General features: G+C 65.3%; 28 protein-coding genes. 11 read left to right on the top strand and 17 right to left on the bottom strand.

Features of this window, described 5'->3' with window-relative positions; translation table 11 throughout:
- Positions 1–4: 4 nt before the first annotated feature.
- From AB1K63_RS00270 to hisB, 11 genes are all read right to left on the bottom strand, one after another.
- Positions 5–862, bottom strand: coding sequence for an energy transducer TonB (locus AB1K63_RS00270; RefSeq protein ID WP_366957878.1), 858 nt, complete (start codon positions 860–862; stop codon positions 5–7).
- Positions 863–867: 5 nt separating this feature from the next.
- On the bottom strand, positions 868–1,341 hold the full coding sequence (locus tag AB1K63_RS00265; RefSeq protein ID WP_366957877.1) for an ExbD/TolR family protein: 474 nt from the start codon (positions 1,339–1,341) through the stop codon (positions 868–870).
- A gap of 1 nt (position 1,342) precedes the next feature.
- A complete protein-coding gene (gene tolQ / locus AB1K63_RS00260) occupies positions 1,343–2,050 on the bottom strand; it encodes a protein TolQ (protein ID WP_366957876.1) in 708 nt (235 codons plus the stop codon).
- The gene (locus AB1K63_RS00255; RefSeq protein WP_366957875.1) at positions 2,047–2,505 is read right to left on the bottom strand and encodes a YbgC/FadM family acyl-CoA thioesterase; all 459 of its coding nucleotides are present in this window, start codon (positions 2,503–2,505) and stop codon (positions 2,047–2,049) included. The genes tolQ and AB1K63_RS00255 overlap by 4 nt, the downstream gene beginning before the upstream one ends.
- Before the next feature lie 118 nt (positions 2,506–2,623).
- Complete coding sequence (locus AB1K63_RS00250; RefSeq protein WP_366957874.1) at positions 2,624–3,001, bottom strand: histidine triad nucleotide-binding protein; 378 nt, start codon at positions 2,999–3,001, stop codon at positions 2,624–2,626.
- Between the two features lie 4 nt (positions 3,002–3,005).
- Positions 3,006–3,332: a phosphoribosyl-ATP diphosphatase gene (locus tag AB1K63_RS00245; protein ID WP_366960615.1), complete on the bottom strand. Its 327-nt coding sequence runs from the start codon at positions 3,330–3,332 to the stop codon at positions 3,006–3,008.
- Between the two features lie 31 nt (positions 3,333–3,363).
- Positions 3,364–3,525: a PEP-CTERM sorting domain-containing protein gene (locus AB1K63_RS00240; RefSeq protein ID WP_366957873.1), complete on the bottom strand. Its 162-nt coding sequence runs from the start codon at positions 3,523–3,525 to the stop codon at positions 3,364–3,366.
- A gap of 83 nt (positions 3,526–3,608) precedes the next feature.
- Positions 3,609–4,367 (bottom strand): imidazole glycerol phosphate synthase subunit HisF, encoded by a 759-nt coding sequence (hisF, locus tag AB1K63_RS00235; protein WP_366957872.1) that lies wholly within the window; start codon positions 4,365–4,367, stop codon positions 3,609–3,611.
- Between the two features lie 225 nt (positions 4,368–4,592).
- Entirely contained in the window at positions 4,593–5,318 is a 726-nt protein-coding gene (gene hisA / locus AB1K63_RS00230; protein WP_366957871.1) for a 1-(5-phosphoribosyl)-5-[(5-phosphoribosylamino)methylideneamino]imidazole-4-carboxamide isomerase, read from the bottom strand.
- On the bottom strand, positions 5,315–5,947 hold the full coding sequence (gene hisH, locus AB1K63_RS00225; RefSeq protein WP_366957870.1) for an imidazole glycerol phosphate synthase subunit HisH: 633 nt from the start codon (positions 5,945–5,947) through the stop codon (positions 5,315–5,317). The genes hisA and hisH overlap by 4 nt, the downstream gene beginning before the upstream one ends.
- Positions 5,940–6,533: an imidazoleglycerol-phosphate dehydratase HisB gene (hisB, locus tag AB1K63_RS00220; protein ID WP_366957869.1), complete on the bottom strand. Its 594-nt coding sequence runs from the start codon at positions 6,531–6,533 to the stop codon at positions 5,940–5,942. The genes hisH and hisB overlap by 8 nt, the downstream gene beginning before the upstream one ends.
- A gap of 83 nt (positions 6,534–6,616) precedes the next feature.
- On the opposite strand from hisB, the gene AB1K63_RS00215 reads away from it, so the two are divergent.
- Genes AB1K63_RS00215 through gmk form a run of 3 tightly spaced genes read left to right on the top strand, consistent with a single transcriptional unit; the run spans position 6,617 to position 8,266 of the window.
- Positions 6,617–7,126, top strand: coding sequence for a ClpXP protease specificity-enhancing factor SspB (locus AB1K63_RS00215; protein ID WP_366957868.1), 510 nt, complete (start codon positions 6,617–6,619; stop codon positions 7,124–7,126).
- A gap of 30 nt (positions 7,127–7,156) precedes the next feature.
- Positions 7,157–7,564, top strand: coding sequence for a hypothetical protein (locus AB1K63_RS00210; RefSeq protein WP_366957867.1), 408 nt, complete (start codon positions 7,157–7,159; stop codon positions 7,562–7,564).
- 60 nt (positions 7,565–7,624) lie between these two features.
- Complete coding sequence (gene gmk, locus AB1K63_RS00205) at positions 7,625–8,266, top strand: guanylate kinase (protein ID WP_366957866.1); 642 nt, start codon at positions 7,625–7,627, stop codon at positions 8,264–8,266.
- Between the two features lie 12 nt (positions 8,267–8,278).
- On the opposite strand, the gene AB1K63_RS00200 is transcribed toward gmk, so the two are convergent.
- Positions 8,279–9,028 carry an arylesterase gene (locus AB1K63_RS00200; protein ID WP_366957865.1) on the bottom strand — a complete coding sequence of 250 codons (750 nt, stop codon included), beginning with the start codon at positions 9,026–9,028 and terminating at the stop codon, positions 8,279–8,281.
- Between the two features lie 26 nt (positions 9,029–9,054).
- Here AB1K63_RS00200 and AB1K63_RS00195 point away from each other — a divergent pair, with 26 nt between their 5' ends.
- On the top strand, positions 9,055–9,762 hold the full coding sequence (locus AB1K63_RS00195; RefSeq protein ID WP_366957864.1) for an ABC transporter ATP-binding protein: 708 nt from the start codon (positions 9,055–9,057) through the stop codon (positions 9,760–9,762).
- Positions 9,759–12,284, top strand: a complete 2,526-nt coding sequence (locus tag AB1K63_RS00190) for an FtsX-like permease family protein (protein ID WP_366957862.1) — start codon at positions 9,759–9,761, stop codon at positions 12,282–12,284. The genes AB1K63_RS00195 and AB1K63_RS00190 overlap by 4 nt, the downstream gene beginning before the upstream one ends.
- A gap of 51 nt (positions 12,285–12,335) precedes the next feature.
- Here AB1K63_RS00190 and AB1K63_RS00185 read toward each other — a convergent pair whose 3' ends face one another.
- Genes AB1K63_RS00185 through AB1K63_RS00170 form a run of 4 tightly spaced genes read right to left on the bottom strand, consistent with a single transcriptional unit; the run spans position 12,336 to position 15,905 of the window.
- Positions 12,336–13,142, bottom strand: coding sequence for an SDR family NAD(P)-dependent oxidoreductase (locus tag AB1K63_RS00185; RefSeq protein ID WP_366960614.1), 807 nt, complete (start codon positions 13,140–13,142; stop codon positions 12,336–12,338).
- 14 nt (positions 13,143–13,156) lie between these two features.
- Positions 13,157–14,296, bottom strand: coding sequence for an acyl-CoA dehydrogenase family protein (locus tag AB1K63_RS00180; protein ID WP_366957861.1), 1,140 nt, complete (start codon positions 14,294–14,296; stop codon positions 13,157–13,159).
- 14 nt (positions 14,297–14,310) lie between these two features.
- Positions 14,311–14,721 carry a hypothetical protein gene (locus AB1K63_RS00175; RefSeq protein ID WP_366957860.1) on the bottom strand — a complete coding sequence of 137 codons (411 nt, stop codon included), beginning with the start codon at positions 14,719–14,721 and terminating at the stop codon, positions 14,311–14,313.
- 2 nt (positions 14,722–14,723) lie between these two features.
- A complete protein-coding gene (locus AB1K63_RS00170; protein WP_366957859.1) occupies positions 14,724–15,905 on the bottom strand; it encodes an acyl-CoA dehydrogenase family protein in 1,182 nt (393 codons plus the stop codon).
- Between the two features lie 228 nt (positions 15,906–16,133).
- On the opposite strand from AB1K63_RS00170, the gene AB1K63_RS00165 reads away from it, so the two are divergent.
- Genes AB1K63_RS00165 through AB1K63_RS00150 form a run of 4 tightly spaced genes read left to right on the top strand, consistent with a single transcriptional unit; the run spans position 16,134 to position 21,120 of the window.
- Complete coding sequence (locus AB1K63_RS00165; RefSeq protein WP_366957858.1) at positions 16,134–17,594, top strand: MFS transporter; 1,461 nt, start codon at positions 16,134–16,136, stop codon at positions 17,592–17,594.
- A gap of 33 nt (positions 17,595–17,627) precedes the next feature.
- Positions 17,628–18,947: an acyl-CoA dehydrogenase family protein gene (locus tag AB1K63_RS00160; protein WP_366957856.1), complete on the top strand. Its 1,320-nt coding sequence runs from the start codon at positions 17,628–17,630 to the stop codon at positions 18,945–18,947.
- Complete coding sequence (locus tag AB1K63_RS00155; protein ID WP_366957855.1) at positions 18,947–20,035, top strand: Zn-dependent alcohol dehydrogenase; 1,089 nt, start codon at positions 18,947–18,949, stop codon at positions 20,033–20,035. The genes AB1K63_RS00160 and AB1K63_RS00155 overlap by 1 nt, the downstream gene beginning before the upstream one ends.
- Positions 20,035–21,120 carry a phosphotransferase family protein gene (locus AB1K63_RS00150; protein WP_366957854.1) on the top strand — a complete coding sequence of 362 codons (1,086 nt, stop codon included), beginning with the start codon at positions 20,035–20,037 and terminating at the stop codon, positions 21,118–21,120. The genes AB1K63_RS00155 and AB1K63_RS00150 overlap by 1 nt, the downstream gene beginning before the upstream one ends.
- A 4-nt stretch (positions 21,121–21,124) precedes the next feature.
- On the opposite strand, the gene AB1K63_RS00145 is transcribed toward AB1K63_RS00150, so the two are convergent.
- Positions 21,125–23,503, bottom strand: a complete 2,379-nt coding sequence (locus AB1K63_RS00145) for a S8 family peptidase (RefSeq protein WP_366957853.1) — start codon at positions 23,501–23,503, stop codon at positions 21,125–21,127.
- Between the two features lie 162 nt (positions 23,504–23,665).
- On the opposite strand from AB1K63_RS00145, the gene dapD reads away from it, so the two are divergent.
- Together dapD and AB1K63_RS00135 are read left to right on the top strand one after the other, a co-directional pair.
- On the top strand, positions 23,666–24,490 hold the full coding sequence (gene dapD / locus AB1K63_RS00140; RefSeq protein WP_366957852.1) for a 2,3,4,5-tetrahydropyridine-2,6-dicarboxylate N-succinyltransferase: 825 nt from the start codon (positions 23,666–23,668) through the stop codon (positions 24,488–24,490).
- A 75-nt stretch (positions 24,491–24,565) separates the two neighbouring features.
- Positions 24,566–24,874 carry a hypothetical protein gene (locus AB1K63_RS00135; protein ID WP_366957851.1) on the top strand — a complete coding sequence of 103 codons (309 nt, stop codon included), beginning with the start codon at positions 24,566–24,568 and terminating at the stop codon, positions 24,872–24,874.
- Positions 24,875–24,881 lie beyond the last annotated feature (7 nt).

Raw genomic sequence — 24,881 nt, 5'->3', positions numbered from 1 at the left:
AGCGTCAAAGCCTTCTGTCGAACCGCCAGTCGCGGATGTTCTGCCATTGTGAATAAAATTCGTCCGGGAGCCCCCGGAACGGAGCCGCCCTTTGTACCGCGCGGATCGCGTTTTCGGCATGGATTTTCGCCTGCGCCCGGTTCGCGTCATTGATGCCGCTCTGGCTCACGACCCGGGGACTGCCGGCAAGCGAGCCGTCGCGGTTGAGACGCCAGCTCAACACCGTCACGATCTTCTCGGTATCGACGCCCTGCGGCGCGCGCCAGTGCGGCTTGAGCTGCCGGTTTATCTCGGCACTGAGCGCCCGCTGTTCCGCTGCGCCGAAGGTCCGGCCGGGGGGCGAGGTGTTCTGCGAACTCGGATTGGCACCCGCGCCGTCGTTAAAGGCCTCGTCGAACCGGCCGGGATTGCGCGACGGCGTCTGGGTCCGGGACGGGGCGGACGTCGATGTCTGCCTCGGTGACGGGTTGGAAGTCCGCCGGGAGGTGGGCGTATTGCGCGGCTGGGGCGAACTGGTGCTGCGCGGCGTGGCGCTGCGCGTCGGGCGCGGAGCCGGCGCGGGATCGGTACGGGGGATGGGTTCGGATTCGGGCAACGGCGGCGGCGGCACGAACTCGGCCGGCGGAATGAGCTGTTCCTCCAGCGCGCTCGCCCCAGCGGGGCGGCTGTCCGGCGCGGGATCGGGCGAGGTGTCGTCGAAGCCGACCGTGTCGGCAAAGCTGACCGAAATCCGCTCCTCCTGGGGCTTTTCGGGCATCGGCGACTGGAGCAGCCACACCAGCGCCAGCGCGAGATGCGCGACCACCGCGACCGCGAGGCCGAGCCAGTCCTGCCAGCGAAGGGAAGCCGATGCCATGGCCATCAGCGCTATGGCTCGCCTTCTGAACCGCCGATTGACGCAGGCGCGCTGACAGCCGCCGTATTGACGAGGTCTATACGGGTGAAGCCGTAGCGGTTGAGTTCACCCATCACGGCCATCACGTTGCCGTATGGCAGCAGGCGGTCGGCGCGCAACGTCACCTGCGGGAGTTCGCCGCCCTCGGCCGCAATCTGCGACAGGCGGACCGGAAGGGTCCCGGCGTCCATCTGTTCCGAGCCCAGATAGATGCCGCCATCGGCATCCATCGAAATGGTGATCGGGTCCTCCGCCTGCGGCAGCGCCTTCGCGCGGCTTTCGGGCAAATTGACCGGCACGCCCGCCGACAGGAGCGGCGCGGTGACCATGAAGATGATCAGCAGCACCAGCATCACGTCCACGAAGGGCGTGACGTTGATCTCGGCCATGGGGGCGCGGCGCGATCCCTTCCGCTTGCGCCCGACATGCATCATACCCATCGCCATCTCAGCTGCGCTCCAGCTGGCGGCTCAGGCTGGCATGGAAGCGGTCGGCAAAGCGTTGAAGGCGCGCCTCGAAGCCGTTCACGGTAAGGCTGAACCGGTTATAGGCGACAACCGCCGGGATGGCCGCGAACAGGCCGATCGCGGTGGCGAACAGCGCTTCCGAAATGCCCGGCGCGACGACCGCGAGCGAGCTGTTTTCCTGCGCCCCGATCTGGAAGAAGCTGTTCATGATGCCCCAGACGGTACCGAACAGGCCGACGAACGGAGCGACCGCGCCCAGCGTCGCGAGGAAGTTGAGCCGGCCGGCCAGCACATCCGCCTCTTCCGCGACCTGGCTTTCCATGGCCATGGCCAGCCGCTGGCGAACGCCGTCGCGGTCGCGCACGCCGCCCTTGGTGGACCGGCGCCACTCGCCCATTCCCACCGCCGCGACGCGCGCCGTCGGCAGGTCGCGTCCGGAATGCGCGTTCATCACAGAATCGAAGTCGTCCGCCTTCCAGAACTCGTCCTCGAACCGCTTGGCGCGGGTCTTGAGGCCACCCATCCGCAGGGCGAAGCCGATGATGATCATCCAGCTGACGATGCTCGCGACCAGCAGCCCCAGCATCACCAGCTTCACGACGATGTCGGCCTGCATGAACAGTTCAATCGGATCGAGGCGCGTCGGGGCCTCGATGGCGGCGGCAGTCAGGAACGGCAGTGAGGTCATGCTGGCTCTTCTTCGGACAGGACGGTGCGGAAGGCCTCCAGCCATTCGGATGGCTGGCGACGGGGTCGACCGGTAGGACTAACGAAACCGACGCGCAATCGTGCCTCGGTCAGCAATTCGTCGCCGCGCCTGGCCCACTGGTGCATCCGGACGCTGGCGGCGCGCATTTCGGTGCACCGCGTTTCGATGACCACGTCATCGTCCAGTTTCGCAGGGCGGACGTAGCGGATGTTGAGATCGGCAACGGCGTAGGCCCCCTCGCCCGCCTCGATCGCGGCGCGCTGGTCGATGTTCAGGACGCGCAGCAGGTCGGATCGCGCGCGCTCGAACCAGCGCAGGTAGTTGGCGTGGTACACGATGCCGGACAGGTCCGTATCCTCGTAATAGGCACGTAAGGCGTACAGGTGACGCGCTCCGTCGATCACGCCGCCGGGGGGATGGGGGGCCCTGTCCATTGGTGTCCGCGCTTAGCTCAAGCCTGTTTCGCCCGGCAACGAAAACATGGCTGTAGATGGTAAACCGTCGACGAAGCGAGTCTGGCGGTCGACGAATTCCGATGGCAGCTCGCGATGGTCAGCGCGCGATCATCGGGCCGAGAGGCTGGCCGCCGAACAGATGCACATGGAGGTGCGGCACTTCCTGCCCGCCATGCGCGCCGACATTGGCCATCATCCGGTATCCCGGCTCGACCAGGCCCTTGTCCCGCGCGACACGGCCCACGGCACGGACGAACCCCGCGATTTCCTCGGCAGTCGCCTTCTCGCTGAAATCGTCCCAGCTGACATAGCGGCCCTTCGGGATCACCAGCGTATGGATTGCCGCCTGCGGGTTGATGTCCTCGAACGCGAACGCCCATTCGTCCTCGTAGACCTTGTTCGACGGGATTTCCCCGCGAAGGATTTTCGCGAAGATGTTGTCGTCGTCATAAGGCTGCGTCGGATCGATCGGCATGGGTTCAACTCTCCTGCTCGGCTCTGGCTGCCTTTTCCTCGAGCCCGGACATGCCCTCGCGCCGAGCCAGTTCGGCCAGCACGTCGGAGAGGGGAATGTCCCTCCCCGAAAGCAGCACGAGAAGGTGGAAGAGGACGTCGGCGGCTTCGCCCACCATTTCCTCGCGCTCACCGGACAGGGACGCGACGACCGCCTCGACCGCTTCTTCGCCCAGCTTGCGGGCCATGACGGGAAGGCCGCGGGCGTGAAGCTGCGCGACATAGGATTGCGACGGATCGGCCTTGCGGCGCGCGGCGATGGTTTGTTCGAGTTGGGTCAGCGTATCCACGATGTGCGCGTCATGGTTGACCCGTGGCGGACGGTCAATCCTTGTCGGACCGCCTCTTGGCTACCTGGCGTCCGACCAGCAGGCCCAGCAGGCCGAGGCCGAACAGCGCGAGGTTGGACGGTTCGGGAATGGCGGTGCCCGCCGTCGGCGTGGCTGCCGCCGATGCCAGAATCTGCCAGACCGCTCCTGTTTCCATGGGCCGCGCGATGTCCGGCAATGCGGGCGGCTGCAACTGCCGCCAATCCAGCGTCCCACGGCGGGACAATGGTTGACGCGGTCTTAACCGCGGGCGGGCAGACCGGCGTCCCGCAGCGCGGCGTGGGCTTCTGCAATACTGCGCGTGCCGAAGTGGAAGATGGAGGCGGCCAGCACCGCGCTCGCACCGCCTTCGGTCACCCCTTCGACCAGGTGCCGGAGCGATCCGACACCGCCGCTCGCGATCACCGGGATCGTTACCGAATCCGCAATGGCGCGGGTCAGTTCGAGATCGTAGCCGGCCTGCGTACCATCGCCATCCATGCTGGTGACCAGCAGTTCCCCCGCCCCCAGTTCCGCCAGCCCGACCGCATGCTCCACGGCATCGATCCCCGTCGCGCGGCGTCCGCCATGCGTGAATATTTCCCAGCGGTCCCCGGTACGCCGCGCATCGACGCTGGCGACCACGCACTGGCTTCCCATGCGCTGCGCAATGTCGCCGACGAGTTCCGGGCGGGCGACGGCGGCGCTGTTCACGGCGACCTTGTCCGCGCCTGCCAGCAGGAGCGCGCGCGCGTCCTCGACAGTCCGCACCCCGCCCCCGACCGTGAAGGGCATGAAGCAATTGGCCGCGGTGCGCTCGACGATGTCGAGCAGCGTCCCGCGCCCTTCGTGGCTGGCGGAGATATCGAGGAAGCACAGCTCGTCGGCACCCGCATCGGAATAGGCCCTGGCCTGCTCCACCGGATCGCCCGCGTCCTTCAGGTCGACGAAGTTGACACCCTTCACCACGCGCCCGTCGGCCACGTCGAGACAGGGGATGACGCGGATTCGGACGGTCATTCGCCAGACCTGACGAGCAGAGCTGTGGCGGAAGTTAATATCGCAATGGCCAAAATTATTTCGAAGCTCACAAGGCTCCAAAATTTCCTCGGCTGCAGCCCCCGGTCAAACTCTCCTCCGATGAAAGCTGCGCGACCGGATCGAATATCGCGTGTCGTTTCGAAAACGGTCGTCGCTGCTATCAGTATACCCAGAAGTGGATAGAGGCCGTCTGGAAACATCTGACTATCTCGCACCCATCGCGATCGCCGCGGCGAGGTCCAAGCGGCCATCATAAAGCGCGCGGCCGGTGATCACGCCCTCGATGCCCTCGTGGGCGTGCATCGAGAGGATATGGATGTCGTCCAGCCCCTTCACGCCGCCGCTGGCGATCACGGGCAGGTCGGTGCGGCGCGCCAGTTCGACGGTCGCGTCGATATTGCAGCCTTTCAGCAGCCCGTCGCGGCCGATGTCCGTGAACAAGAGGCTGGCGACGCCCGCATCCTCGAACCGGCGGGCCATGTCGGCCACGGGCACGTCCGATACCTCCGCCCAGCCGCCCGTTGCGACCATGCCGTCTTTCGCATCGACCGCGACGACGATCCCGCCTTCGTATTCGCGCGCCATGTCCTTCACGAATTCCGGATCCTTGAGCGCGGCGGTGCCGATCACGATGCGCGACACGCCGAGTTCGAACCAGCCCTCGACCGCTTCGCGCGTGCGGATGCCGCCGCCAAGCTGAACGTGCCCCGGGAATTGCGCGACGATCGCTTCCACGGCTTCGCGGTTGCGGCTTTCGCCCGCGAATGCACCGTCGAGGTCGACCACGTGCACATGTTCCGCCCCCGCGTCCGCGAAGAGTAGGGCCTGCGCCGCGGGATCGTCGCCATAGACGGTCGCGCGGTCCATATCGCCTTCGGCAAGGCGGACCACTTCGCCGCCCTTCAGGTCGATGGCGGGAAATACGATCATGGTGCCCACTCCAGAAAGCGTTCGAGTATGGAAAGGCCGTAGCGCTGGCTCTTTTCCGGATGGAACTGGAGACCGAGGATATTCTCGTGGGCCACGGCCGCCACCAGCGGTCCGCCGTGCTCGGTCAGCGCCGCGATATGCGTGCCGTCGGTCGGCACGAAATGGTAGGAATGCAGGAAATAGGCCTCGCCGCTTTCGATGACCGGATGGACACGCCGGTGTTGCGGCAACATCACGTCGTTCCAGCCCATGTGGGGCACCTTTACCGCGTCATCGCCCGGCTCGACCTTCACGACCGCACCCGCAATCCAGTCGAGGCCGGCCACGGCTCCGAATTCGAGCCCCTGGGTCGCGAGCAATTGCATGCCGACGCAGATACCGAGGAAGGGGGCACCGTCGCGCCGGACGCGCTGTTCGAGCGCCTCGACCATGCCGGGGATCGCGCGCAGGCCTTGCGCACACGCTCCGAACGAGCCGACGCCCGGAAGGACGATGCGCCCCGCGCGCAGGACCGCTTCCGCATCCGCCGTGACGCACACGTCCGCACCCACGGCCCGCAGCGCGTTGTCGACCGATCTCAGATTGCCCGCACCGTAATCGATCAGCGCGACATCGACGCTGTCAGCCACCCAGCTGCCCCTTGGTGCTGGGGATCGCCCCGCCCTTGCGCGGATCGACTTCCACCGCGGCCCGCATCGCCCGGGCAAACCCCTTGTAGAGCGCTTCGCAGATGTGGTGGTTGTTCTGGCCGTAAAGCAGTTCGCAATGGAGCGTGATGCCTGCCGTCTGGGCCACCGAATGGAACCAGTGTTCGATCAGTTCGGTGTCCCATTCACCCAGCTTTTCCTGGCTGAAACCAGCCTTCCAGACGAGATAAGGCCGCCCGGAAATGTCGAGCGCGACGCGGGCGAGCGTCTCGTCCATCGGAGAATAGGCGTGGCCGTACCGGGCGATCCCGGCCTTGTCGCCCAGCGCCTGCGACAGCGCCTGTCCCAGGGCGAGCGCGCTATCCTCGGTGGTGTGATGCTGGTCCACATGCAGGTCGCCTTCGACCTTCAGCACGACATCGATCAACGAATGCTTGGCGAACTGTTCGACCATGTGATCGAGGAAACCGATACCGGTCGCGACATCGTACGTGCCGCTGCCGTCGAGATCGACCTCGACCAGGATCTTCGTTTCCGCCGTGTTGCGCTCTATCCGGCCTGTTCGCATGGCGCGCGCTATAGGCGCTGTGCACGGTCGCGCAAGCATTCCCGCTTGACCCTGCGGATACGACAAGTATCGAATCCGGACCTATGGCAGACGATACGCCCGACAGCCTGATACCGTACGACGAAATCGTGCAGGAAGCGCTCCGCGCCGTGGCCGGACGTGTGCTCGGCGAAATCCAGGCCCAGGGCGGCGTGCTGCCGGGCGAGCATCATTTCTACATCACCTTCAAGACGGGGGCCAAGGGCGTCTCCATCCCCGCGAACCTGCGCGAGCGGTTCCCGGACGAGATGACCATCGTCCTGCAGAACAAGTTCTGGGATCTCGACGTCACGGAACACGGGTTCTCGGTCGGGCTCAGCTTCAACCAGGTGCCGACTCACCTGGAGATACCCTTCGCCGCGATCACCGCCTTCGTCGATCCGGCCGTCGACTTCGGGCTCCAGTTCCAGGCCAGCGTGGCCGACATGGCGCCCGAAGCGCACGAGGATGCGGAGAACGATCATCCCGGCAATGCGGAACAGGGCGGCGAAACGGCCGTTGAACGCGAAGAAGGCTCGAACGTCGTCACGGTCGATTTCGGGCGCAAGAAATAGGGCGGAGACCGCCCGAAGGGGCGAGAACGCATGAGCACTATCGGTGATGAAGCAGGGGCCGACCTTGTCGAGCAGACAAGGGAAGCGATGCCGGGCGACGACCGGAAGGTTGCCGGGCCCAGCCCGAACCCGGTCACGAATCTCATCATGGCCGATATCGGGATGCGGGCCGTGTCCTACATCGTGCGCAGTTCGGTCGAAAAAGGCATGCTGCGGGGCCGGTACGGCAAGCAGGTCGCGCGCGACATCGTCAACAACAAGACCACTGGGCAGAACCTGGCGTCCTTTGCCCTTGCCAAGGTCGCGACCCGCTCCGTTCCGGGCGCACTGGTCGTCGGCGGCGGTATCGCTGCCAAGACCTTGTTCGATCTCAGCCGGCGCCGCCGGGCCCGCCTGTCCGGAGACAAGGCGATGATCGACCAGGCGACGGATGACTGATCCGGCGCCAAGGGCGCCTGCGGGGTTGATTTAGCGGCTGCGTTGCGGCCATGGGTCGGCATGTCCGCCATCGAAACCGACACGCTGCACCGCCGAGGGCTGCTCTTCATCCTCTCTTCCCCGTCGGGGGCCGGCAAGACGACGATTTCTCGCATGCTGCTCACCGCGGACGACGACATCAACCTGTCGGTCAGCGCGACCACCCGTCCGCGGCGCCCCGGAGAGATCAACGGGATCGACTACCACTTCGTCAGCGAAGAGAAATTCGGCGCGATGGTCGAGGAAGACGATTTCTACGAATGGGCCGAGGTCTTCGGCTATCGCTACGGCACACCCAAGGGGTACATCCGGCAGGGGCTGAAGGACGGGCGCGATTTCCTGTTCGACATCGACTGGCAGGGAACCCAGCAGCTCTACCAGAAGGACCAGCAGGACGTCGTCAGCGTCTTCATCCTCCCGCCGACGCTGGCCGAGCTCAGACGGCGGCTCGAAAGCCGGGCGCAGGACAGCGAGGACGTCATCGACCGGCGCATGGACCGCGCTCGCGGGGAAATCAGCCACTGGGCCGAATACGACTACGTGGTCATCAACGACGACGTAGACGAATGCTTCGTCAAGGTGCGGGAAATCCTGCACGCGGAGCGCATGAAGCGCACACGGCAGACCGGCCTCATTCCGTTCGTGCGCGAGCTGATGAGCTAGCGCACCGGCGCGTCAGGGGTCTTCGCGCTGCGGCAGCGCCGCGATCACTTCGTCCAGAGTGCCTTGTACGAGCAGGTCGATACCTTCGACCGTGGGATGCACGCGATCGTCCTGGATAAGCTCCGGACGCGCTGCGACTTCCGCGATCCAGTTGGGTACCAGAGCCACGCCGTACTCTTCTGCAAGCGATCGATAGACTGCGCCGAATTCGGACTGGAATTCGGGGCCGACATTGGGTGGTGCCTGCATCCCCAGGAGCAGCACATCGATGCCTTCGTTCTGTGCCATTTCGATGATCGCGGCGAGGTTGGCGCGCGTTTCGGCCGGATCGATACTGCGCAGGAGGTCGTTGCCGCCCAGTTCGAGGATCAGCAGGTCCGGCGTTTCCTCCAGCGAGCCGAGCGTGAACTCGAACCGCTGCCGCCCCGCCGCACTCGTATCGCCCGAAACGCCTGCATTCACCACGCGCGCATCGATCCCCTGCGCCCGCAGTGCGGTTTCGAGATCGGCCGGATAGCTGTCAGCCTTGGGAACATTGTACCCCGCGAACAGGCTGTCCCCGAAAGCGAGGATGGTACGCCGCTCTCCCGAGACCGGCTGTGTCGAAGCCGGCGCTTCGGAGGCCGAGGCCGCCTGCGTCGGAGCAGGTGCCGGCGCTTCGCTATCGCAGGCGCTCAACACCAGTCCGGACCCCAGCACCAGCGAAAGAATGACGGATTTCTGCGAACGACACCGTGCGTTCGGCAAGATTTCTTGTTCCATGGGTTTCTCTATGCCACCTGTCTTTCGTGACCACTAGCCCAGATAGCGCCCCCGCCGGCGCCGCCATTTCCGCCCGCAACCTGACATTGACACTCGGTGACGACAAACGCCCGGTGGAAATCCTGAAAGGTATCGATCTCGATGTCGCCGCGGGCGACGTGCTCGCGCTGCTGGGCCCCTCCGGTTCTGGCAAGAGTTCGCTCATGGCGGTCCTCTCGGGGCTGGAACGCGCCAGTTCCGGGTCGCTGTCCGTGGCCGGCGCCGACTTCGCCGGCATGGACGAGGACGGGCTCGCCCGGGCGCGTCGTGGGCGCATCGGCATCGTCCTGCAGGCGTTTCACCTCCTGCCTACGATGACTGCGCTGGAAAACGTCGCCACGCCGATGGAACTGGCTGGCCATACGGACACGCGGGACCGCTCCGAGGCGGAACTGACCGCGGTCGGGCTCGGCCATCGTATCGATCACTACCCCACCCAGCTTTCCGGCGGCGAACAGCAGCGCGTCGCGATCGCCCGCGCCATCGCGCCGAGGCCCGAACTGATCTTCGCGGATGAGCCTACTGGCAATCTCGACGAAAAGACCGGGAGCGAGATCATCGAGGTTCTTTTCGACCGTCGCAGCCAGACCGGCGCGACGCTGATCATCATCACGCACGATCCCGCCCTCGCCGAACGCTGCGACCGGATCGTGACCCTGGCGGACGGCCGGATCGCGAGCGACACCGCCGCATGACCGATACGGGCCGGATATCCTGGGCGCTCGCATGGAAGCTGGCGCGTCGCGAACTGAGCCTTCGCTTCAAGGGCCTGCGCCTGCTGCTCGTCTGCCTGTTCCTCGGGACGGGCGCGCTCACGGCGATCGGGACGCTGACGTCAGCCATCGACAACGAGCTCGAAAATCGCGGGCAGGAACTGCTTGGCGGAGACCTGGAAGTCGAAATCTGGCAGCGATCGCCGAGCGAGGACGAATTCGAAGCGTTTGCGCGCTACGGGGAGATATCGACCGGCACGCGTCTGCAGGTCGTGGCTCGCAATGGCGAGAATACCGCGCCCGTCGGACTGAAGGCGGTCGATGCGGCCTATCCGCTCTACGGCGTCCTGACGCTGGAAGACGGCCGGGAGGTCGGCGCCCCTGCGTCGGGCGAGGCCTGGCTGGACCAGGGGGCCATGGATCGGCTGGGCATCGAGGTGGGCGAGACCTTCCGTGTCGGCACGGCCGAACTGACTGCCGGCGGTGTAATCGGCGGCGAACCGGATCGCCTCAGCGAAGGTTTCCAGCTGGGTCCGACGATCATCGTCGACGAGAGCGTGCCCGCGACGTCAGGTCTTCTCCAGCCCGGCTCCATGTACCAGAGCAAGACCCGGATCGCCTTCGATGCGGCGCGCGATCCGGCCGAGGTCGAAGATGCGCTGATGGACGCATTTCCTTTGTCGGGTTTCGATTTCCGGAACCGTGACCGTGCCAGTCCGGGTGCGGATCGCTTCGTCGGCCGCATGGGCGAATTCCTGACGCTGGTCGGCCTCGCCGCGCTGGTGATCGCCGGCATCGGTATCGGCGGCGGGGTGTCCTCCTATCTCGAAGCGCGCCGGTCCAGCATCGCCACACTCAAGGTCCTTGGCGCCACGAGCGGCGATATCGCGCGGATCTACGGCCTGCAGGTCGTTGCCGCCGCCCTGACGGGGAGCGTGGCTGGCGTGGTCGCGGGGCTGGCAGTCACACCGCTCCTTTCCATCGCGCTGGAAGGCCTGCTCCCGGTGCAGAGCGGCTTCGTTCTGGCGCCGGGCGCACTTCTTCTCGCCGCCGCCTATGGCCTGCTGGTGGCACTGGTCTTCGCCGCGACGCCGATCCTGCGGGCACGGCAGTTTCCGGCCATGGCCCTTATGCGGGCGCGCGTGGCCCCGCTCGCGCGGGACCGGGGGGCTTGGGTCTGGGTCGGCGGCGGCCTGGCGGCAATCGTCGCGCTGGCGCTGCTAACCTCGAATACGCCGCTTCTTTCCGGTGGCTTCCTGGCCGGCGCGGGCGTGATGCTGTTGCTGCTGGCAGGACTGGGCCTTGCTATTCGTCATGCGGCCCGCCGGGTCTCGCGACCATCCGATCCGCTGCTGCGCAATGCTCTCGCCAACCTGCACCGGCCGGGCGCCGCGACGAGCGGGCTGGTGACCGCGCTCGGTTTCGGCCTGTCCGCCTTCGTCCTGCTGGCCGCCATCCAGACGTCTATCGACGGGAACATCCAGAACCGCGTCCCGGCGGAAGCGCCCGACTATTTCGTTCTCGACATTCCGCGCGACAACGCAGACGATTTCCGTGAGCTCGTGCTGACGCAGGATCCCGATGCGACGATCCGGACGGTCCCTGCCCTGCGCGGTGTGGTGACCGCCTTCGGACCGGAGGAAGCGATGACCAGGGTCGCGGAACTGGACGAGATACCCGACGGGGCCTGGGCGCTTAACGGCGAACGGGGCCTTACCTATTCGGAAGCGCTTCCCCCCGGAAACTCGCTCGTCGAAGGGTCCTGGTGGGAAGCCGATCATAACGGGGAGCCGCTGGTCAGCGTAGATGCCGAATTCGCGCAGGCCATCGACCTTCAAGTCGGCGACAGCCTGACCATCGCCCTGCTGGGCGTCGAGCGGACGGCGCGCGTCGCGAACCTGCGGCGCATCGACTGGGAAAGCCTGGGCTTCAACTACGTCCTTGTCTTCAGTCCGAACGCGCTAGAGGATGCGCCGCACAACCTTGCCGCCACCATCGAATTGTCGGACGACAGCGATACCGGCCCACTGCTGCGCGGCCTGGTCCAGCGCTTCCCTTCCAGTTCGGCGATCGAAGTCGGCCAGCTGCTGACGCAGGCGCGCGACGTGCTCGGCCAAGTGGGACTGGCGACGCTGGCCGCCGCTTCGGTGGCGGTGCTGGCCGGGCTGGCGGTGCTGCTCGGTGCCATCGCCGCCGCCCGCGCGGCGCGGACCTACGACACGGTCGTGCTGCGGGTTCTGGGGGCCAGCCGCGGCCAGATCCTGTGGATGCAGTTCCTCGAATACCTGCTGCTGGCGGCAATCCTGGCGATCGTCGCACTCGCGATCGGCAGCGCGCTCGCATGGTTGGTCGTGACTCAGCTGTTCGAATTCGACTGGCTGCCGGACTGGGGTACGGTGCTGGCCGTTCTGGGCGCAGGCCTTGCACTGGTAGTCGGCTTCGCGGTCCTCGGGTCGCTGCCCCTGCTGCGGGCCAAGCCGGCGCAGGCGCTGCGCGCCCTGTAATGGCGGAACAAGCGACGGATCACCGGGCGCGGCGACGCGCCCGGTGGATCGTCAGTCGCCCGACGGATCGACGAAATTGCCGGCGCCGATATTGGCGTTCACCACGCCGCCGTCGATCGGGATGGTGGTACCGACCACGTAGTCGCCCGCCCGGCTGAGCAGGTAGATGGCGCCGGCCGCCATGTCTTCGGTCACGCCGACGCGGCGGCTGGGAATGCCGCGCTTGACCATGTCCTCGTTATCGCGCGCGGCGCGGTTCATGGCGCTCGGGAAGGCGCCCGGACCGATGCCGTTGACCACGATATTGTCGCGCACCAGCCGCGCGGCCATGCGACGCGTCAGATGGATCAGGCCGGCCTTGGACGCCTGGTAGGGATAGGTTTCCCACGGGTTCGTCTTCATCCCGTCTATGCTGGCGATCATCAGCACCTTGGCCGGGCGATCGGCGGTCGCCGCCGCCTTCAGCAGGCCGTGCAGCTTCTGCGTCAGGAAGAACGGGGTCTTGAGGTTGAGGTCCATCGTCCGGTGCCATCCGGCTTCGGAAAATTTCTCGAACGGTTCGCCCCAAGCGGCACCCGCATTGTTGACGAGCAGGTCCAGCTTGTCCTCGCGCGACGCCAGTTCGTCGGCCAGTTGCTGGATGCCGTCCATCTGGCTGAGGTCGCCGACGAGGCCGATGACCTTGTCGCCCAGTTCGGCAGACGTCTCGTCCACCTGCTCCTTCTTGCGCGCGACGATATAAACCCGTGCGCAGCCCGCTTCGAGCAGGCCTTCCACGATCATCTTGCCGATGCCGCGCGACCCGCCGGTGACGAGCGCGATGCGGCCTTCCAGCCCGAAGAGGTCGGTCAGTTTCATCATGTCCCGTCTCCTCAGTAGCCGGAGAGTTCGGCAACGCGGTTGGCGTGGTAATAGACGTCGCCCAAGAACTCCTGCAGCGCGCGGTCGCGCTTCATGTAGAGGCCGATGTCGTATTCGTCGGTCATGCCGATGCCGCCGTGCATCTGCACGCCTTCCCGGACCGCGAGACCGGCCGCCTTGGCGACCTTCGCCTTGGCGACCGACGTCATCAGGTCGGCAGCGCCACTATCCGCGTCCAGCAGCTGCTGCGCCTTGATGGTCGCCGCCCTGGCGATCTCCACTTCGGAGTACAGATGGCTGGCACGGTGCTGGAGCGCTTGGAATTCGCCGATCAGGCGGCCGAATTGCTTGCGTTGCTTCAGGTAGTCCACTGTCATGTCCATCGCACCGCGCGCGACGCCGACGCCTTCCGCCGCGCTCCCGGCACGGCCGGCCATCAGCATGCGGTTCAGGATGTCGCGACCGCCATCGACTTCACCGATCACGGCATCGCCGTCCAGTTCGACGCCGTCGAAGCGCGTGTGGGTCGCCATCGAACTGTCGACCAGCCGGACCGCGTCGTGCTGCATGTTCGCGGCATCCTTGGGCACGGCGAACAGCGTGATGCCGTCCTTGTCATCGTCGCTGCCGGATGTGCGGGCAGCCACCACGATCATGTCCGCGCTGGCGCCGTGGATCACGAAGTCCTTGCGACCGGTCAGCTTGAACCCATTGCCGGACTTCTCGGCCCTGGTCTCGATCTTCTCCGGACGGTGCTTGGGGCCTTCGTCGATCGCCACGGCGAACACGCTGTCGCCGGACACCAGGCCGGGCAGATAGCGTCCGCGCAGATCGTCCCCGCCATGCTTGAGCGCGGTGGCCGCCAGCACGGAGGAGGTGAGGAAGGGTGACGGGGTGAGGTTGCGCCCGATTTCCTCGAGCACGATGCCCGCCTCGACATGGCCCATGCCGAGGCCGCCATCGTCTTCGTCGAGCAGCATCCCGGTGAATCCCATTTCGGCGAACTGCTTCCACAGGTCATGGCCGAAGCCGTCCTTGCAGTCGCGGTCGCGCCAGTGGCGAAGCTGCTTCGCGATCGCGCCCTCGTCCGCCATGAACTGGCTGGCGGTATCGGCGAGCATGGTCTGGTCGTCGTCGTGGTAGAGAGGCATGTTGCTTTACCTTGTCAGTTTGATCCGAGCGTCTCGCCCAGCCACTGCGAGAGCAGCATGGGATCGAAGCCGGTTTCGAAATACAGGTTGACCTGTCCGAAGGCGCCGAACAGCGTCAAATTGGTGAGCTTGTCGGGATCGATCGCGTACGAGACGATGGCGTTGCGGCGAAATGCCTTCACCGCCAGTCGCTTGCTGATAATTCCCGACTGTTCCGCCACGATCACGCGGGTCGAGGTGAAGAGTACCGCGCCGTCTTCGCCACCCGCCGCGAAAATGGGTTCCTCGCCGGTGACGAGCAGACCCATGAGCTGCGAATCCTCGATATTCTCGATCTCCCTGCCGACCATGGCCGCGCCAACCAGCGTATAGGGACTGCTGGCCACGGCCGCCGTCAACGCCGCATTGGTCGCGACCGTCGCCATGATCAGGCTCCCGGCAGGTCGAGAATACGCTTGGAAATGACGTTCAGCATGACTTCGCTGGTTCCGCCCTCGATGCTGTTGGCCTTGGTGCGCAGCCAGTTGCGGCTCGGCTTGCCGCCGTCCGTGTCCTCGCTTTCCCATTCGAGACTACGGCTGCCGCCGACGCTCATCATCAGTTCGTGGCGGCGCTTGTTCAGTTCGGTGCCGGCATATTTGATCATGTTCGGCTGGGCGGGATGGCCCTTGCCGACCTTGACCTCGTCCAGGAACTTCTCGCCCATGCAGGCATAGGCCAGCGCATCGACGTCGAACATGGCGAGCTCTGCCCGCAGGACGGGGTCGATCTCGCCCGCGCTGCGCTTCATGGCGGCCCCGATGGCGGCCGTGCGATCGCCGCCGCCGGCGCCCGAGATCATCTCGCGCTCATGGCCGAGGAGGTATTTCGCGACGTCCCAGCCGCGGTTGATCTCGCCGACATAGCCCGGGCAATCCTCGCCATAGGACTTCGGCACCTTCACATCGTCCATGAAGGTTTCGCAGAACGGGCTGTTGCCGCTGATCAGCTTGATAGGCTTCGTGCTGACCCCTTCGTTCGCCATGTCGAACAGCATGAAGGTGATGCCCTGGTACTTGTTGTCCTTGTCTGTGCGGACGAGGCAGAAGATCCAGTCGCACTCGTCGGCGTAGCTGGTCCAGATCTTCTGACCGTTGACGACCCAATGATCGCCCTTGTCCTCGCCGAAGGTCTGCATGCTCACGAGGTCCGATCCGCTGCCCGGCTCGCTATAGCCCTGGCACCAGCGGATTTCGCCATTCGCGATCTCGTTCAGGAAGCGCTGCTTCTGGCCTTCCGTGCCGAACTTCAGCAGCGCCGGGCCGAGCATCCAGATGCCGAAGCTGGAAAGGGGCGGACGCGCGTTGATCGCGGCCATTTCCTCGCGCAGGACCTTGGCTTCCGCGGGAGACAGTCCCGCACCGCCATATTCCTTGGGCCAGGCCGGGACGGTATAGCCCTTGTCGCGGCACGCCTCGAACCACGCCTTCTGCGCCTCGCTCTTGAAGCTGGCGTTGCGGCCGCCCCAGTACACGTCGCCTTCGTCGCGGACGGGCTGGCGCATTTCCTCGGGACAGTTCTGCGCGAGCCATTCGCGCGTTTCTTCTCTGAAGGTAGCGAGGTCGGACATTGGGCTGTTCCTCTCCTGATCGTGTACTTTTGGCGAAAACCGGTGGATCCGCTTTACGCCTAGGTAAGGTGATTCGCGCCTTCGCCGCAAGGTTCTTCATGCGCGATAGCGATGCCGTAACGTCAGCCCGTTTCGATTGACGTATGCGGCAACTTGCCTAGGCTCGCACGCGTCTATGGTGAGGAAGCGAATGGCCCGATTTGCCCGCATACCGGGTTGCAGCGTGCAGTGACCGCGCTGCCCTCGCCCCTGCCGCTGAAACTCAAGTTGATCCACGGCTTCGGGGCGGTCGCGTTCGGCATCAAGGACAGCGGCTTCAGTTTCTTCCTGCTGCTGTTCTACAGCCAGGTGCTGAACATGGACCCGGGTACGGTCAGCATGATCCTGCTCGCAGCCCTTGTCATCGACGGCATCTTCGATCCCATCATCGGCAACCTTTCCGACCGCACCTACACTCGGTGGGGCCGGCGCCTGCCCTGGCTCTACATCGCACCGATCCCGCTCGCCTTTGCCTGGATCCTGCTGTGGTCGCCACCGGGCGGCGAAGCGCCGAGCGTGATGGGACTGCTGGCGATCACCGTCGTCGTCAGGCTGCTGCTTTCCGCGTGCGAGGTCCCGTCGGTCAGCCTCGTTCCCGAGTTGACGCAGGACTATGTCGAGCGCACCACGCTCTTCCGCTTCCGTTTCCTCTCGGGCTGGCTCGGCGGCGTGCTGATGATGATCCTCGCCTACACGGTCTTCATGCCGGGGGCCGAGGGGCTTTTGCAGGCCGACGGCTACGTGCCTTTCGGCATATTCGGCGGAATCCTGATGGCGGTTTCCGTCATCGGATCGGCGCTCGGCCAGCATCATCTGGTGGCGCATTATCCGCAGGCGAAGCCGCCGCCCTTTTCCGTGAAAAACGTGTTCGGCGAAATCGCGGAAGCCTTCACCGAACGCTCCTTCCTGATCTTCGCGCTGGGCGGGCTGGCGGCCTATGTCAGCCAGGGGATGACCTTCTCGATCTCCAACTACCTGAACCTGTTCGTGTGGCAGCTCGACCAGGCGGAGCTGGTCGCCTACCCGGTCACGCTGTTCTTCTCCGTCATCCTGATGTTCATCATCGTGGGCCCGATGCACCGGCGCATCGGCAAGCCGCGAAGCGCCACGATCGCCGCCATCCTCAGCATGGCGATTGGCCTCACCCCTTACGGCCTGCTGCTGGTCGGCTTCTGGCCGGAGCCGGGCACGCTGCCGTCCACGATCGCCTTCTTCGCTTTCCTGCTGCTCGCCAACATGTTCGGCGTGGTGATGATGATTTCGGCAACCAGCATGATCGCGGAGATCGTGGAAGCCTTCGAGGAGCGGCGGCACCGGCGGGCGGAAGCCGCCTTCTATTCCGGCAACTGGCTGATCCAGAAGGGCGCGACCGGCGTCGGCATTTTCCTGACCGGACAGATCCTCTCCTTCGCCGAGCTTTCGAGCGAAGCGGATCCGGGCGCAGTGCCCTTCGAGGTGATCAGTGACATGATCCTGCTTTACGGCATCGCGACGATCGCGCTGGCCCTGTTCGCCGCCTTCTGGCTGGGCCGGTTCCCAATCAGCCAGGAAGAACACGAACGGCGGGTCGTCGCGCTGCAGGAGCGGCGCACCGCCGCCCTCGATGCCGCGGCACGCGGCGATATCGACGGCGGGACGATCGTCCCTTAGGAAATCCAGCAACGAGTTTTTAGGAGAAAGCCGATGCAATTCGACCTGACAGACCGGCAACAGCACTGGCGCGACCGCGTGCGCGATTTCATCGAAAGCAATGTGCGCCCCAATGTGCCGACCTACCTTGAGCAGGACGCCCAGGGGGACCGCTGGAAGGTCATCCAGATCGTCGAGGACATGAAGGCCAAGGCGAAGAGCCAGGGCATCTGGAACCTCTTCATGCCGCCCCAGGGACAGCTGGCCCATGTCGACGACACGTTCGAGTTCGAAGGTCCGGGCCTCACCAATCTGGAATACGCGCTGTGCGCGGAGGAGATGGGCCGCATCGGCTGGGCGAGCGAGGTCTTCAACTGCTCCGCCCCCGACACCGGCAACATGGAAGTGTTCCACCGATACGGCACGCGGGACCAGAAGGACCGGTTCCTCAAACCGCTGATGGAAGGCGAGATCCGCAGCGCCTTCCTGATGACCGAGCCCGACGTGGCGAGCTCCGACGCGACGAACATCGAAACCCGGATCGAGCGCGACGGCGACCACTACGTCATCAACGGTCGCAAGTGGTGGTCGAGCGGTGCCGGGGACCCGCGCTGCAAGATCGCCATCGTCATGGGCAAGACCGACCTGGAGGCCAATCGCCACCAGCAGCAGTCGATGATCGTCATGCCGCTCGATGCCGAAGGCGTGACGATCGAGCGCTTTCTTCCCGTCTTCGGGTACGACGACGCGCCGCACGGCCACATGGAAATCCGCCTCGAGAACGTGCGGGTGCCGGCAGAAAACCTGCTGCTGGGCGAAGGTCGCGGCTTCGAGATCGCACAGGGTCGCCTCGGGCCGGGCCGCATCCATCACTGCATGCGCACCATCGGCGTGGCGGAAGAAGCGCTGGCCAAGATGTGCAGCCGCCTGCAATCGCGCGAAGCCTTCGGCAAGCCGATCTTCAAGCATTCCGTCTGGGAGGAGCGCGTCGCGCGCGCCCGGATCGACATCGAGATGACCCGCCTGCTCTGCCTCAAGGCCGCCGACATGATGGACAAGGTCGGCAACAAGAGCGCCAAGCAGGAAATCGCCATGATCAAGGTGCAGGCGCCGAACATGGCCCTGAAAATCATCGACGATGCCATCCAGGCGCATGGCGGCGGCGGGGTTTCCAACGACTACGGGCTCGCCAATGCCTACGCCCACCAGCGCACACTGCGCCTGGCCGACGGCCCGGACGAAGTGCACGCGCGGTCCATTGCCCGCATGGAGTTCGCCAAGCACGCGCCGATGCCGGAGGAAACGAAGCGAGCGCTTGCCGGAAGCGACGGCCAGAGCGCGAGCGCGGGCAGCGCCGGGGCGGCGGCCAACTGATGGTCCGGGCAGCGATACTCGAGAAGCCCGGCGAAGGGCTGACGATCGGAGAAATCCAGCTCGCCGACCCCATGCCTCACGAAGTGCTGATCGACGTGAAGGCGTGTGGCCTGTGCCATTCGGACCTGCACTTCATCGATGGCGCCTACCCCCACGCCCTGCCCTTGGTCCCGGGCCACGAGGCCGCGGGCGTGGTGCGGGCTGTCGGCAGCGAGGTCAGGACCGTCAAACCCGGCGACCACGTCGTGACGTGCCTCAGCGCCTTCTGTGGTCACTGCGAATTCTGCGTGACCGGCCGGATGGCGTTGTGCCTTGGCGGCGATACGCGGCGGGGAAAAGGCGATCCGGTCCGGCTGACCCGCGACGGCGGTGAGCCGGTACACCAGTTGCTGAACCTGTCGGCCTTCGCCGAACGGATGTTGATCCATGAACATGCCTGCGTCGCGATTGACAAGGAGATGCCGCTTGATAGGGCCGCAGTTCTCGGCTGCGCCGTGACGACGGGTGCGGGCGCCGTGTTCAACGCTTGTGAACTGACGCCCGGTGAAGACGTCGCGGTCGTCGGCTGCGGCGGGGTTGGCCTTGCCACGGTCAACGCCGCGCGGATCGCCGGGGCAGGCAAGGTCATCGCGCTGGACCCGTTGCCGGAGAAACGCGAACTGGCAAAGGTGCTGGGGGCCACCCACGCCTTCGATCCGACTGCGGACGACACCGCGAAGGAAATCGCAGCGCTGACCAGTGGCGGTGTCCATTACGCCATCGAGGCCGTCGGACGGCAGGCCAGTGCCGACATGGCGGTGAAGCTGCTGCGTCGCGGCGGGACCGCGGTGATCCTCGGCATGATGCCGCTGGACTGCAAGGTCGGCCTCGGCGCCCTGGACCTGCTTGGCGGCAAGAAGCTGCAAGGCGCCATCATGGGCTTCAACCACTTCCCGGTCGACCTGCCCCGCCTCGTCGATTTCTACATGCGGGGCCTGCTGGACCTCGACACGATAATCGCGGAGCGCATTTCGCTCGAGCAGATCAACGAGGGCTTCGACAAGATGCGTGACGGGCACTCGGCGCGCAGCATCGTGGTGTTCGACTGATGGCGGATGAGCACACGCCCGAGATCGACTACGAGAATGAAATGGTCGGCACGGTCGACGTGCCCGAAGCCGACACGCTCGATCTCGATCGCCTGACGGCCTGGTTCGCCGCGAATGTCGAAGGGTTCGAAGGGACGATTCGCTACAGCAAGTTCAAGGGCGGCCAGTCGAACCCGACCTACCGGATCGATACGCCCGGGCGAAGCTACGTCCTGCGACGCCAGCCCTTCGGCAAGCTGTTGCCGAGCGCGCATGCGGTCGACCGGGAATACCGCGCAATGTCGGGGTTGCATCCGACCGGTTTCCCCGTCCCGCGGACCTTCGGATTGTGCGAGGATCCCGACGTCATCGGATCCAAGTTCTTCGTCATGGAACTGATGCAGGGCCGCAATCTGTGGAACGGCGCGCTGCCCGACAGTACCCCGGAACAGCGCCGTGAAATCTATCACGCGATGATCGACACGATGGCCGATCTGCACAGGAGAAATCCTCAGGAAATCGGCCTCGGCGAATACGGGAAGCCGGACGATTACTGTGCGCGGCAGATCGCGCGCTGGACCAAGCAGTACCGCTTGTCGGAAACCGAGACCATTCCCGAGATGGACGCCCTCATCGAATGGCTGCCGCAGACAGTGCCTGCGCAGCACGCCAGCGGCATCGTCCATGGCGACTACCGGCTCGACAACATGATCTTCCATACCGAGGAAAACCGGGTCATCGCCGTCCTCGACTGGGAGTTGTCGACGCTGGGCGATCCCGTCGCGGACTGGGCCTATTTCGTGCTCAACTGGCACAATCCGGCGGATGGCCGCGCGGGTCTGTTAGGTCTCGATCTCGAAAGTCTCGGCATCCCGACGGCCGAAGAGGCGACGGAACGTTATGTCGAGCGGACCGGATTCCCGGTGCCCGACATGGACTGGTATTTCGCCTTCAACCTCTTCAAGTTCGCCGGCATTATCCAGGGCATCAAGAAGCGGGTGATCGACGGGACCGCGTCGAGTGCACACGCGCGGAAGATGAGCGCCCGGGTCGTGCCGCTAGTTCAGCGCGCCCATGCCTTCGCCAAGCAAGCCGGCATGGACTGACGCGTCAGAACCGGCGGTTCCACCGCAGGGCAATGCCTGCATCGTCGGGGGCGCCGGCGATGTGCCCCGGCTCGCTGCGATAGAAGAGACTGGCCGAGGCGTCCCCGCCCAGAAGCCAGCCCTGCCAGGCAAGCTCGCCCATCATCTCGCGCCCGTCGGGTGCGAGAGAGAGCTCTTGTATTCCGAAGACCGCGCTGCGCGAGGCGTAGTCGTAGGAAATCGGAAGATCGAGCAGCAATCCGCCGCTTTCGACGCGAAGCGGCTGCGACAGCCGCAGACCCAGCGTGTCTCCGGAACCGAAGACGTCGGCCCGCACGGCATCCAAGCTCCACGCCATGCTGGACAAGTCCGACCCGGCCTCGACCAGCCCGACCTGCCGTGCCGACGTCCTGCCGACGCGCATTGCGCCGCCGAAGCGCCAGCGATCACCGGCATCGAAGGTCGCGCCTGCGTCGAGAAAAACGGTGTCCGAACCGCCGGCACCGAATGCGTCGCTGAAATAGCCGCCGAGGATGGTCCGCTCCTCGCGCAGCCATGTCGCACCCAGCGATGCCGCCACGGGTCCGAAACGCCGGTCGGCAGTAATGCCCAGGCTTTCGGTGGCGTATCGTTCCGTGTGTCTGGACAGGTTCGCGCCCGTATTGCGCAATGCCCCGAGCCAGGCATCTCCCCGGTCGGCCGATACGCTGAGGCCCCATTCGCCAAAGGACTTGCGAAACGCGAGCGACATATCCTCGCTCCGACCGAAACCGGTGTCGCCACGACTGTCCCGCGCAATCAGGAAGGCGGGCCGATCGTGCCCTTGCAACTGTGCGACAAGACCTTGTGCGCTTTCGGAAATACCGAGCGCAATGTCGGCACTCGCGTCAAGCCGGACGGCCACCCGGCCGGCCAGGAACGGGGCCTGCTCCGCCTGTTCACCCGTCAACCGCAGTTCTGCGATCTGATCGGGCATCCCCGTATCGCCTATGGTGAAGGCGAGAGAAACCGGACCGCCGCTCGCCACGACCCGGCGACCATTGCTTTCGATCGCGGCGCGCAAGTGCTGGCGCTGGTTCGCCCCCCGCAGGCGATCCCCGGCACGAAAGCCGAAGGCCCGGTCATACTTGTCGGTGATGACGGTATCGAGCGCCGCCTGATCGAGAGCGTCCCCCATCGGTGCGGAGCCCACGCCGCTGTCGTCCGAAATCCGCACGACCGTCTGCGTTCCGGCCAGAGCGGTCTGGCCGCTGGGAGAAAAGGCGCGAGCGATATCCAGCACGCCCCGCCCGTAGATCGGATCGGTTCCCGCATCGCCTGCGTCGCGTGCGGTATCGAGCAGGATTTCGACGATCTGGCGTCCGGTAAGATTGGGAAAGGCCTGCTTCAGCAAGGCGACCGCGCCCGCCACCTGCGGGGTGGCAAAGCTGGTCCCGCTGATCAGCGTGACGAAACGGTCCCCGTTTTCATCCGTGGTGACGCGCAGGACGCCGTCCTCGTACACGCAGCACAATCTCTCGCCCCGGGCAGTCAGATATGTCCCCGCGAGCGAGCCGGCGCGGTTGCTGAAGCCGGAAATGAGACCGCCGTCATCCACCGATCCGACGATGATCGCCTGCGATCCGGCAACTGCGGACAGGCCGGCAGCGAAGGGATCGGGCTGATCGGGATCGATCCCCTGTTCCGTGCTGTCTCCGTCATTGCCGGCTGCGACCACGAGCACGATGCCCGCATTGGCGGCGCGTGCGATTGCACTGCGCAAAGACTGGCTGGGCGGCCCGCCGCCAAGGGAGAGATTGATGACGGTCGCGTTCGCGGCAATTGCCCGATCTATTCCTGCCGCAATGTCGGCATCCCTGAATACGCAGCCATCGAGAGTCTCGTCGGTCTCCGTCGCGCAGGAGCCGGGCCGGTCCGCCCGTAGCGCAAGAATACTGGCCTGGTAGGCGATGCCCACGATGCCGGTATTGTCCCTTGCCGCAGCCGCGATCAGCGCGACATTGGTGCCGTGATCATCCTCCCCTTCCGCGGTACGGCTTCCCGCGACATCGGCGGATGAGGAAAGAATGCGCCCCGCGAATTCCGGGCTGTCGAGATCGATGCCCGTATCGATGATCGCAATCGTCGATCCTGCCCCGGCAAACCCCTGCTGCCAGGCGGTGACTGCATTGTGGAAGTCGGGCCCGGTGGAGCGCCGGAACTCCGCCGTGTTGAAATTGGTCGGAGGTGGGGTCGGACTGGGAGTGGGGGTCGGCGTCGGACTGGGAGTGGGCGAAGGTTGCGCAGGCGGAGTGGTGATCGGCGGCGCGCTGCCGCCGGACCCTCCGCTGCAGCCCGCCAGGGCGAGAACCGTGCCGGCGGCTCCGGCCAGCCAGATGCGTTTGCCTGAAAATCCCGATCTCATGTTTTGCGCACCCAATCCTCTGAATTTTCCCGTCTTAGCAAGGCAAGCTGGAAGTCGCCTGAACGGCCCGGCGATCGCAGGGCCGACCCGCCGCTTGTCGCGTCCGGTGCTGCCCGCTAGCAGCGCTGGAACCCCTGCCTGCCTCAAAACCATGGAGAAAAAATGACCGACCGGAGCCTGATTACCCGTATCGAGGACGCCTGGGACAATCGCGCCGAAGTCGGACCGGACAGCGCGGACGTGAGGGATCCGGTCGAACAGGCGATCGCCATGATCGATGCGGGCGAGGCACGGGTTGCCGAACCGGACGGATCGGGTGGGTGGCAAGTCAATCAGTGGCTCAAGAAGGCGGTGCTGCTGTCCTTCCGCCTTCGGCCGAATGCCGTGATGGAAGGAGCCGTTGGCGCGCCTGCTTTCGACAAGGTCCCGAGCAAGTTCGAAGGATGGGGCCAGGACGATTTCGACGCAGCGGGTTTTCGTGTCGTTCCCGGCGCGATCGTGCGCCGCGGCAGCCATATCGGCAAGGGCGTCGTCCTGATGCCCAGTTTCACGAATATCGGCGCGCATGTGGGTGACGGGACGATGATCGACACCTGGGCCTCGGTCGGCAGCTGCGCGCAAGTGGGTGCGAACTGCCATATTTCGGCCGGAGCCGGCATCGGCGGGGTGCTGGAGCCCCTTCAGGCCAATCCGACGATCATCGGTGACAACTGCTTCATCGGGGCGCGTTCGGAAATCGTCGAAGGCGTGATTGTGGGCGAAGGCAGCGTGGTCGCCATGGGAACCTTCATCACCCAGTCCACCAAGATCGTGGATCGGCAGACGAGCCAGGTGACGCGCGGCCATATCCCGCCCTATTCGGTCGTGGTGCCCGGAACGCTGAAGGATCAGGACAGCGGGATCGGACTGTCCTGCGCCGTCATCGTCAAGACCGTCGACGAACAGACGCGCAGCAAGACGAGCATCAACGAGTTGCTGCGCGACTGAGCACGCGGAACCGGGTCTGGCGCTCTCCGTTGAAAGGCCTTAGGTTGGACAAACAATTGTCAGAATGGGAATACGATGGACAAGCAAGGGGATGAAATTCACGTCGTCGAGGAAGAAGCCGCAGGTGGCTCGAAGGAAGGCGTGGTCCGTTGGGTCCTCGGGATCAGCCTCCTCCTTGCCATCGTCCTGCTGTCGCTGATCTGGATCGTGCCGGCCCTTACGCAGGGCGACGTAGAGGAAGAGATGACCGTCAGCGGCAAGATGGAAGCGGCCAGTCCTGACGAAGGGGATGGCACCGACAGCATCGTCTCTCAGGACGCCGACGAGATGGAAACTGCCGACGAAGGATCGGGAACCCCGGGCTTCGAACCGGTAGAAAACTGACAGCTTC

This window comes from Qipengyuania sp. JC766 (genome assembly GCF_040717445.1).
Classification (GTDB): Bacteria; Pseudomonadota; Alphaproteobacteria; order Sphingomonadales; family Sphingomonadaceae; genus JC766.
Note: the sequence above shows the minus strand (reverse complement) of the source record. Positions and strands in the feature narration are given on the sequence as shown.

Excerpts from the sequence above, each read along its gene's own strand:
- AB1K63_RS00270 (WP_366957878.1), bottom strand. The coding sequence starts at position 862 with ATGGCCATGGCATCGGCTTCCCTTCGCTGGCAGGACTGGCTCGGCCTC.
- AB1K63_RS00265 (WP_366957877.1), bottom strand. The coding sequence starts at position 1,341 with ATGGCGATGGGTATGATGCATGTCGGGCGCAAGCGGAAGGGATCGCGC.
- tolQ (WP_366957876.1), bottom strand. The coding sequence starts at position 2,050 with ATGACCTCACTGCCGTTCCTGACTGCCGCCGCCATCGAGGCCCCGACG.
- AB1K63_RS00255 (WP_366957875.1), bottom strand. The coding sequence starts at position 2,505 with ATGGACAGGGCCCCCCATCCCCCCGGCGGCGTGATCGACGGAGCGCGT.
- AB1K63_RS00250 (WP_366957874.1), bottom strand. The coding sequence starts at position 3,001 with ATGCCGATCGATCCGACGCAGCCTTATGACGACGACAACATCTTCGCG.
- AB1K63_RS00240 (WP_366957873.1), bottom strand. The coding sequence starts at position 3,525 with ATGGAAACAGGAGCGGTCTGGCAGATTCTGGCATCGGCGGCAGCCACG.
- hisF (WP_366957872.1), bottom strand. The coding sequence starts at position 4,367 with ATGACCGTCCGAATCCGCGTCATCCCCTGTCTCGACGTGGCCGACGGG.
- hisA (WP_366957871.1), bottom strand. The coding sequence starts at position 5,318 with ATGATCGTATTTCCCGCCATCGACCTGAAGGGCGGCGAAGTGGTCCGC.
- hisB (WP_366957869.1), bottom strand. The coding sequence starts at position 6,533 with ATGCGAACAGGCCGGATAGAGCGCAACACGGCGGAAACGAAGATCCTG.
- AB1K63_RS00215 (WP_366957868.1), top strand. The coding sequence starts at position 6,617 with ATGGCAGACGATACGCCCGACAGCCTGATACCGTACGACGAAATCGTG.
- AB1K63_RS00210 (WP_366957867.1), top strand. The coding sequence starts at position 7,157 with ATGAGCACTATCGGTGATGAAGCAGGGGCCGACCTTGTCGAGCAGACA.
- gmk (WP_366957866.1), top strand. The coding sequence starts at position 7,625 with ATGTCCGCCATCGAAACCGACACGCTGCACCGCCGAGGGCTGCTCTTC.
- AB1K63_RS00200 (WP_366957865.1), bottom strand. The coding sequence starts at position 9,028 with ATGGAACAAGAAATCTTGCCGAACGCACGGTGTCGTTCGCAGAAATCC.
- AB1K63_RS00190 (WP_366957862.1), top strand. The coding sequence starts at position 9,759 with ATGACCGATACGGGCCGGATATCCTGGGCGCTCGCATGGAAGCTGGCG.
- AB1K63_RS00185 (WP_366960614.1), bottom strand. The coding sequence starts at position 13,142 with ATGAAACTGACCGACCTCTTCGGGCTGGAAGGCCGCATCGCGCTCGTC.
- AB1K63_RS00180 (WP_366957861.1), bottom strand. The coding sequence starts at position 14,296 with ATGCCTCTCTACCACGACGACGACCAGACCATGCTCGCCGATACCGCC.
- AB1K63_RS00175 (WP_366957860.1), bottom strand. The coding sequence starts at position 14,721 with ATGGCGACGGTCGCGACCAATGCGGCGTTGACGGCGGCCGTGGCCAGC.
- AB1K63_RS00170 (WP_366957859.1), bottom strand. The coding sequence starts at position 15,905 with ATGTCCGACCTCGCTACCTTCAGAGAAGAAACGCGCGAATGGCTCGCG.
- AB1K63_RS00160 (WP_366957856.1), top strand. The coding sequence starts at position 17,628 with ATGCAATTCGACCTGACAGACCGGCAACAGCACTGGCGCGACCGCGTG.
- AB1K63_RS00155 (WP_366957855.1), top strand. The coding sequence starts at position 18,947 with ATGGTCCGGGCAGCGATACTCGAGAAGCCCGGCGAAGGGCTGACGATC.
- AB1K63_RS00150 (WP_366957854.1), top strand. The coding sequence starts at position 20,035 with ATGGCGGATGAGCACACGCCCGAGATCGACTACGAGAATGAAATGGTC.
- AB1K63_RS00145 (WP_366957853.1), bottom strand. The coding sequence starts at position 23,503 with ATGAGATCGGGATTTTCAGGCAAACGCATCTGGCTGGCCGGAGCCGCC.
- dapD (WP_366957852.1), top strand. The coding sequence starts at position 23,666 with ATGACCGACCGGAGCCTGATTACCCGTATCGAGGACGCCTGGGACAAT.
- AB1K63_RS00135 (WP_366957851.1), top strand. The coding sequence starts at position 24,566 with ATGGACAAGCAAGGGGATGAAATTCACGTCGTCGAGGAAGAAGCCGCA.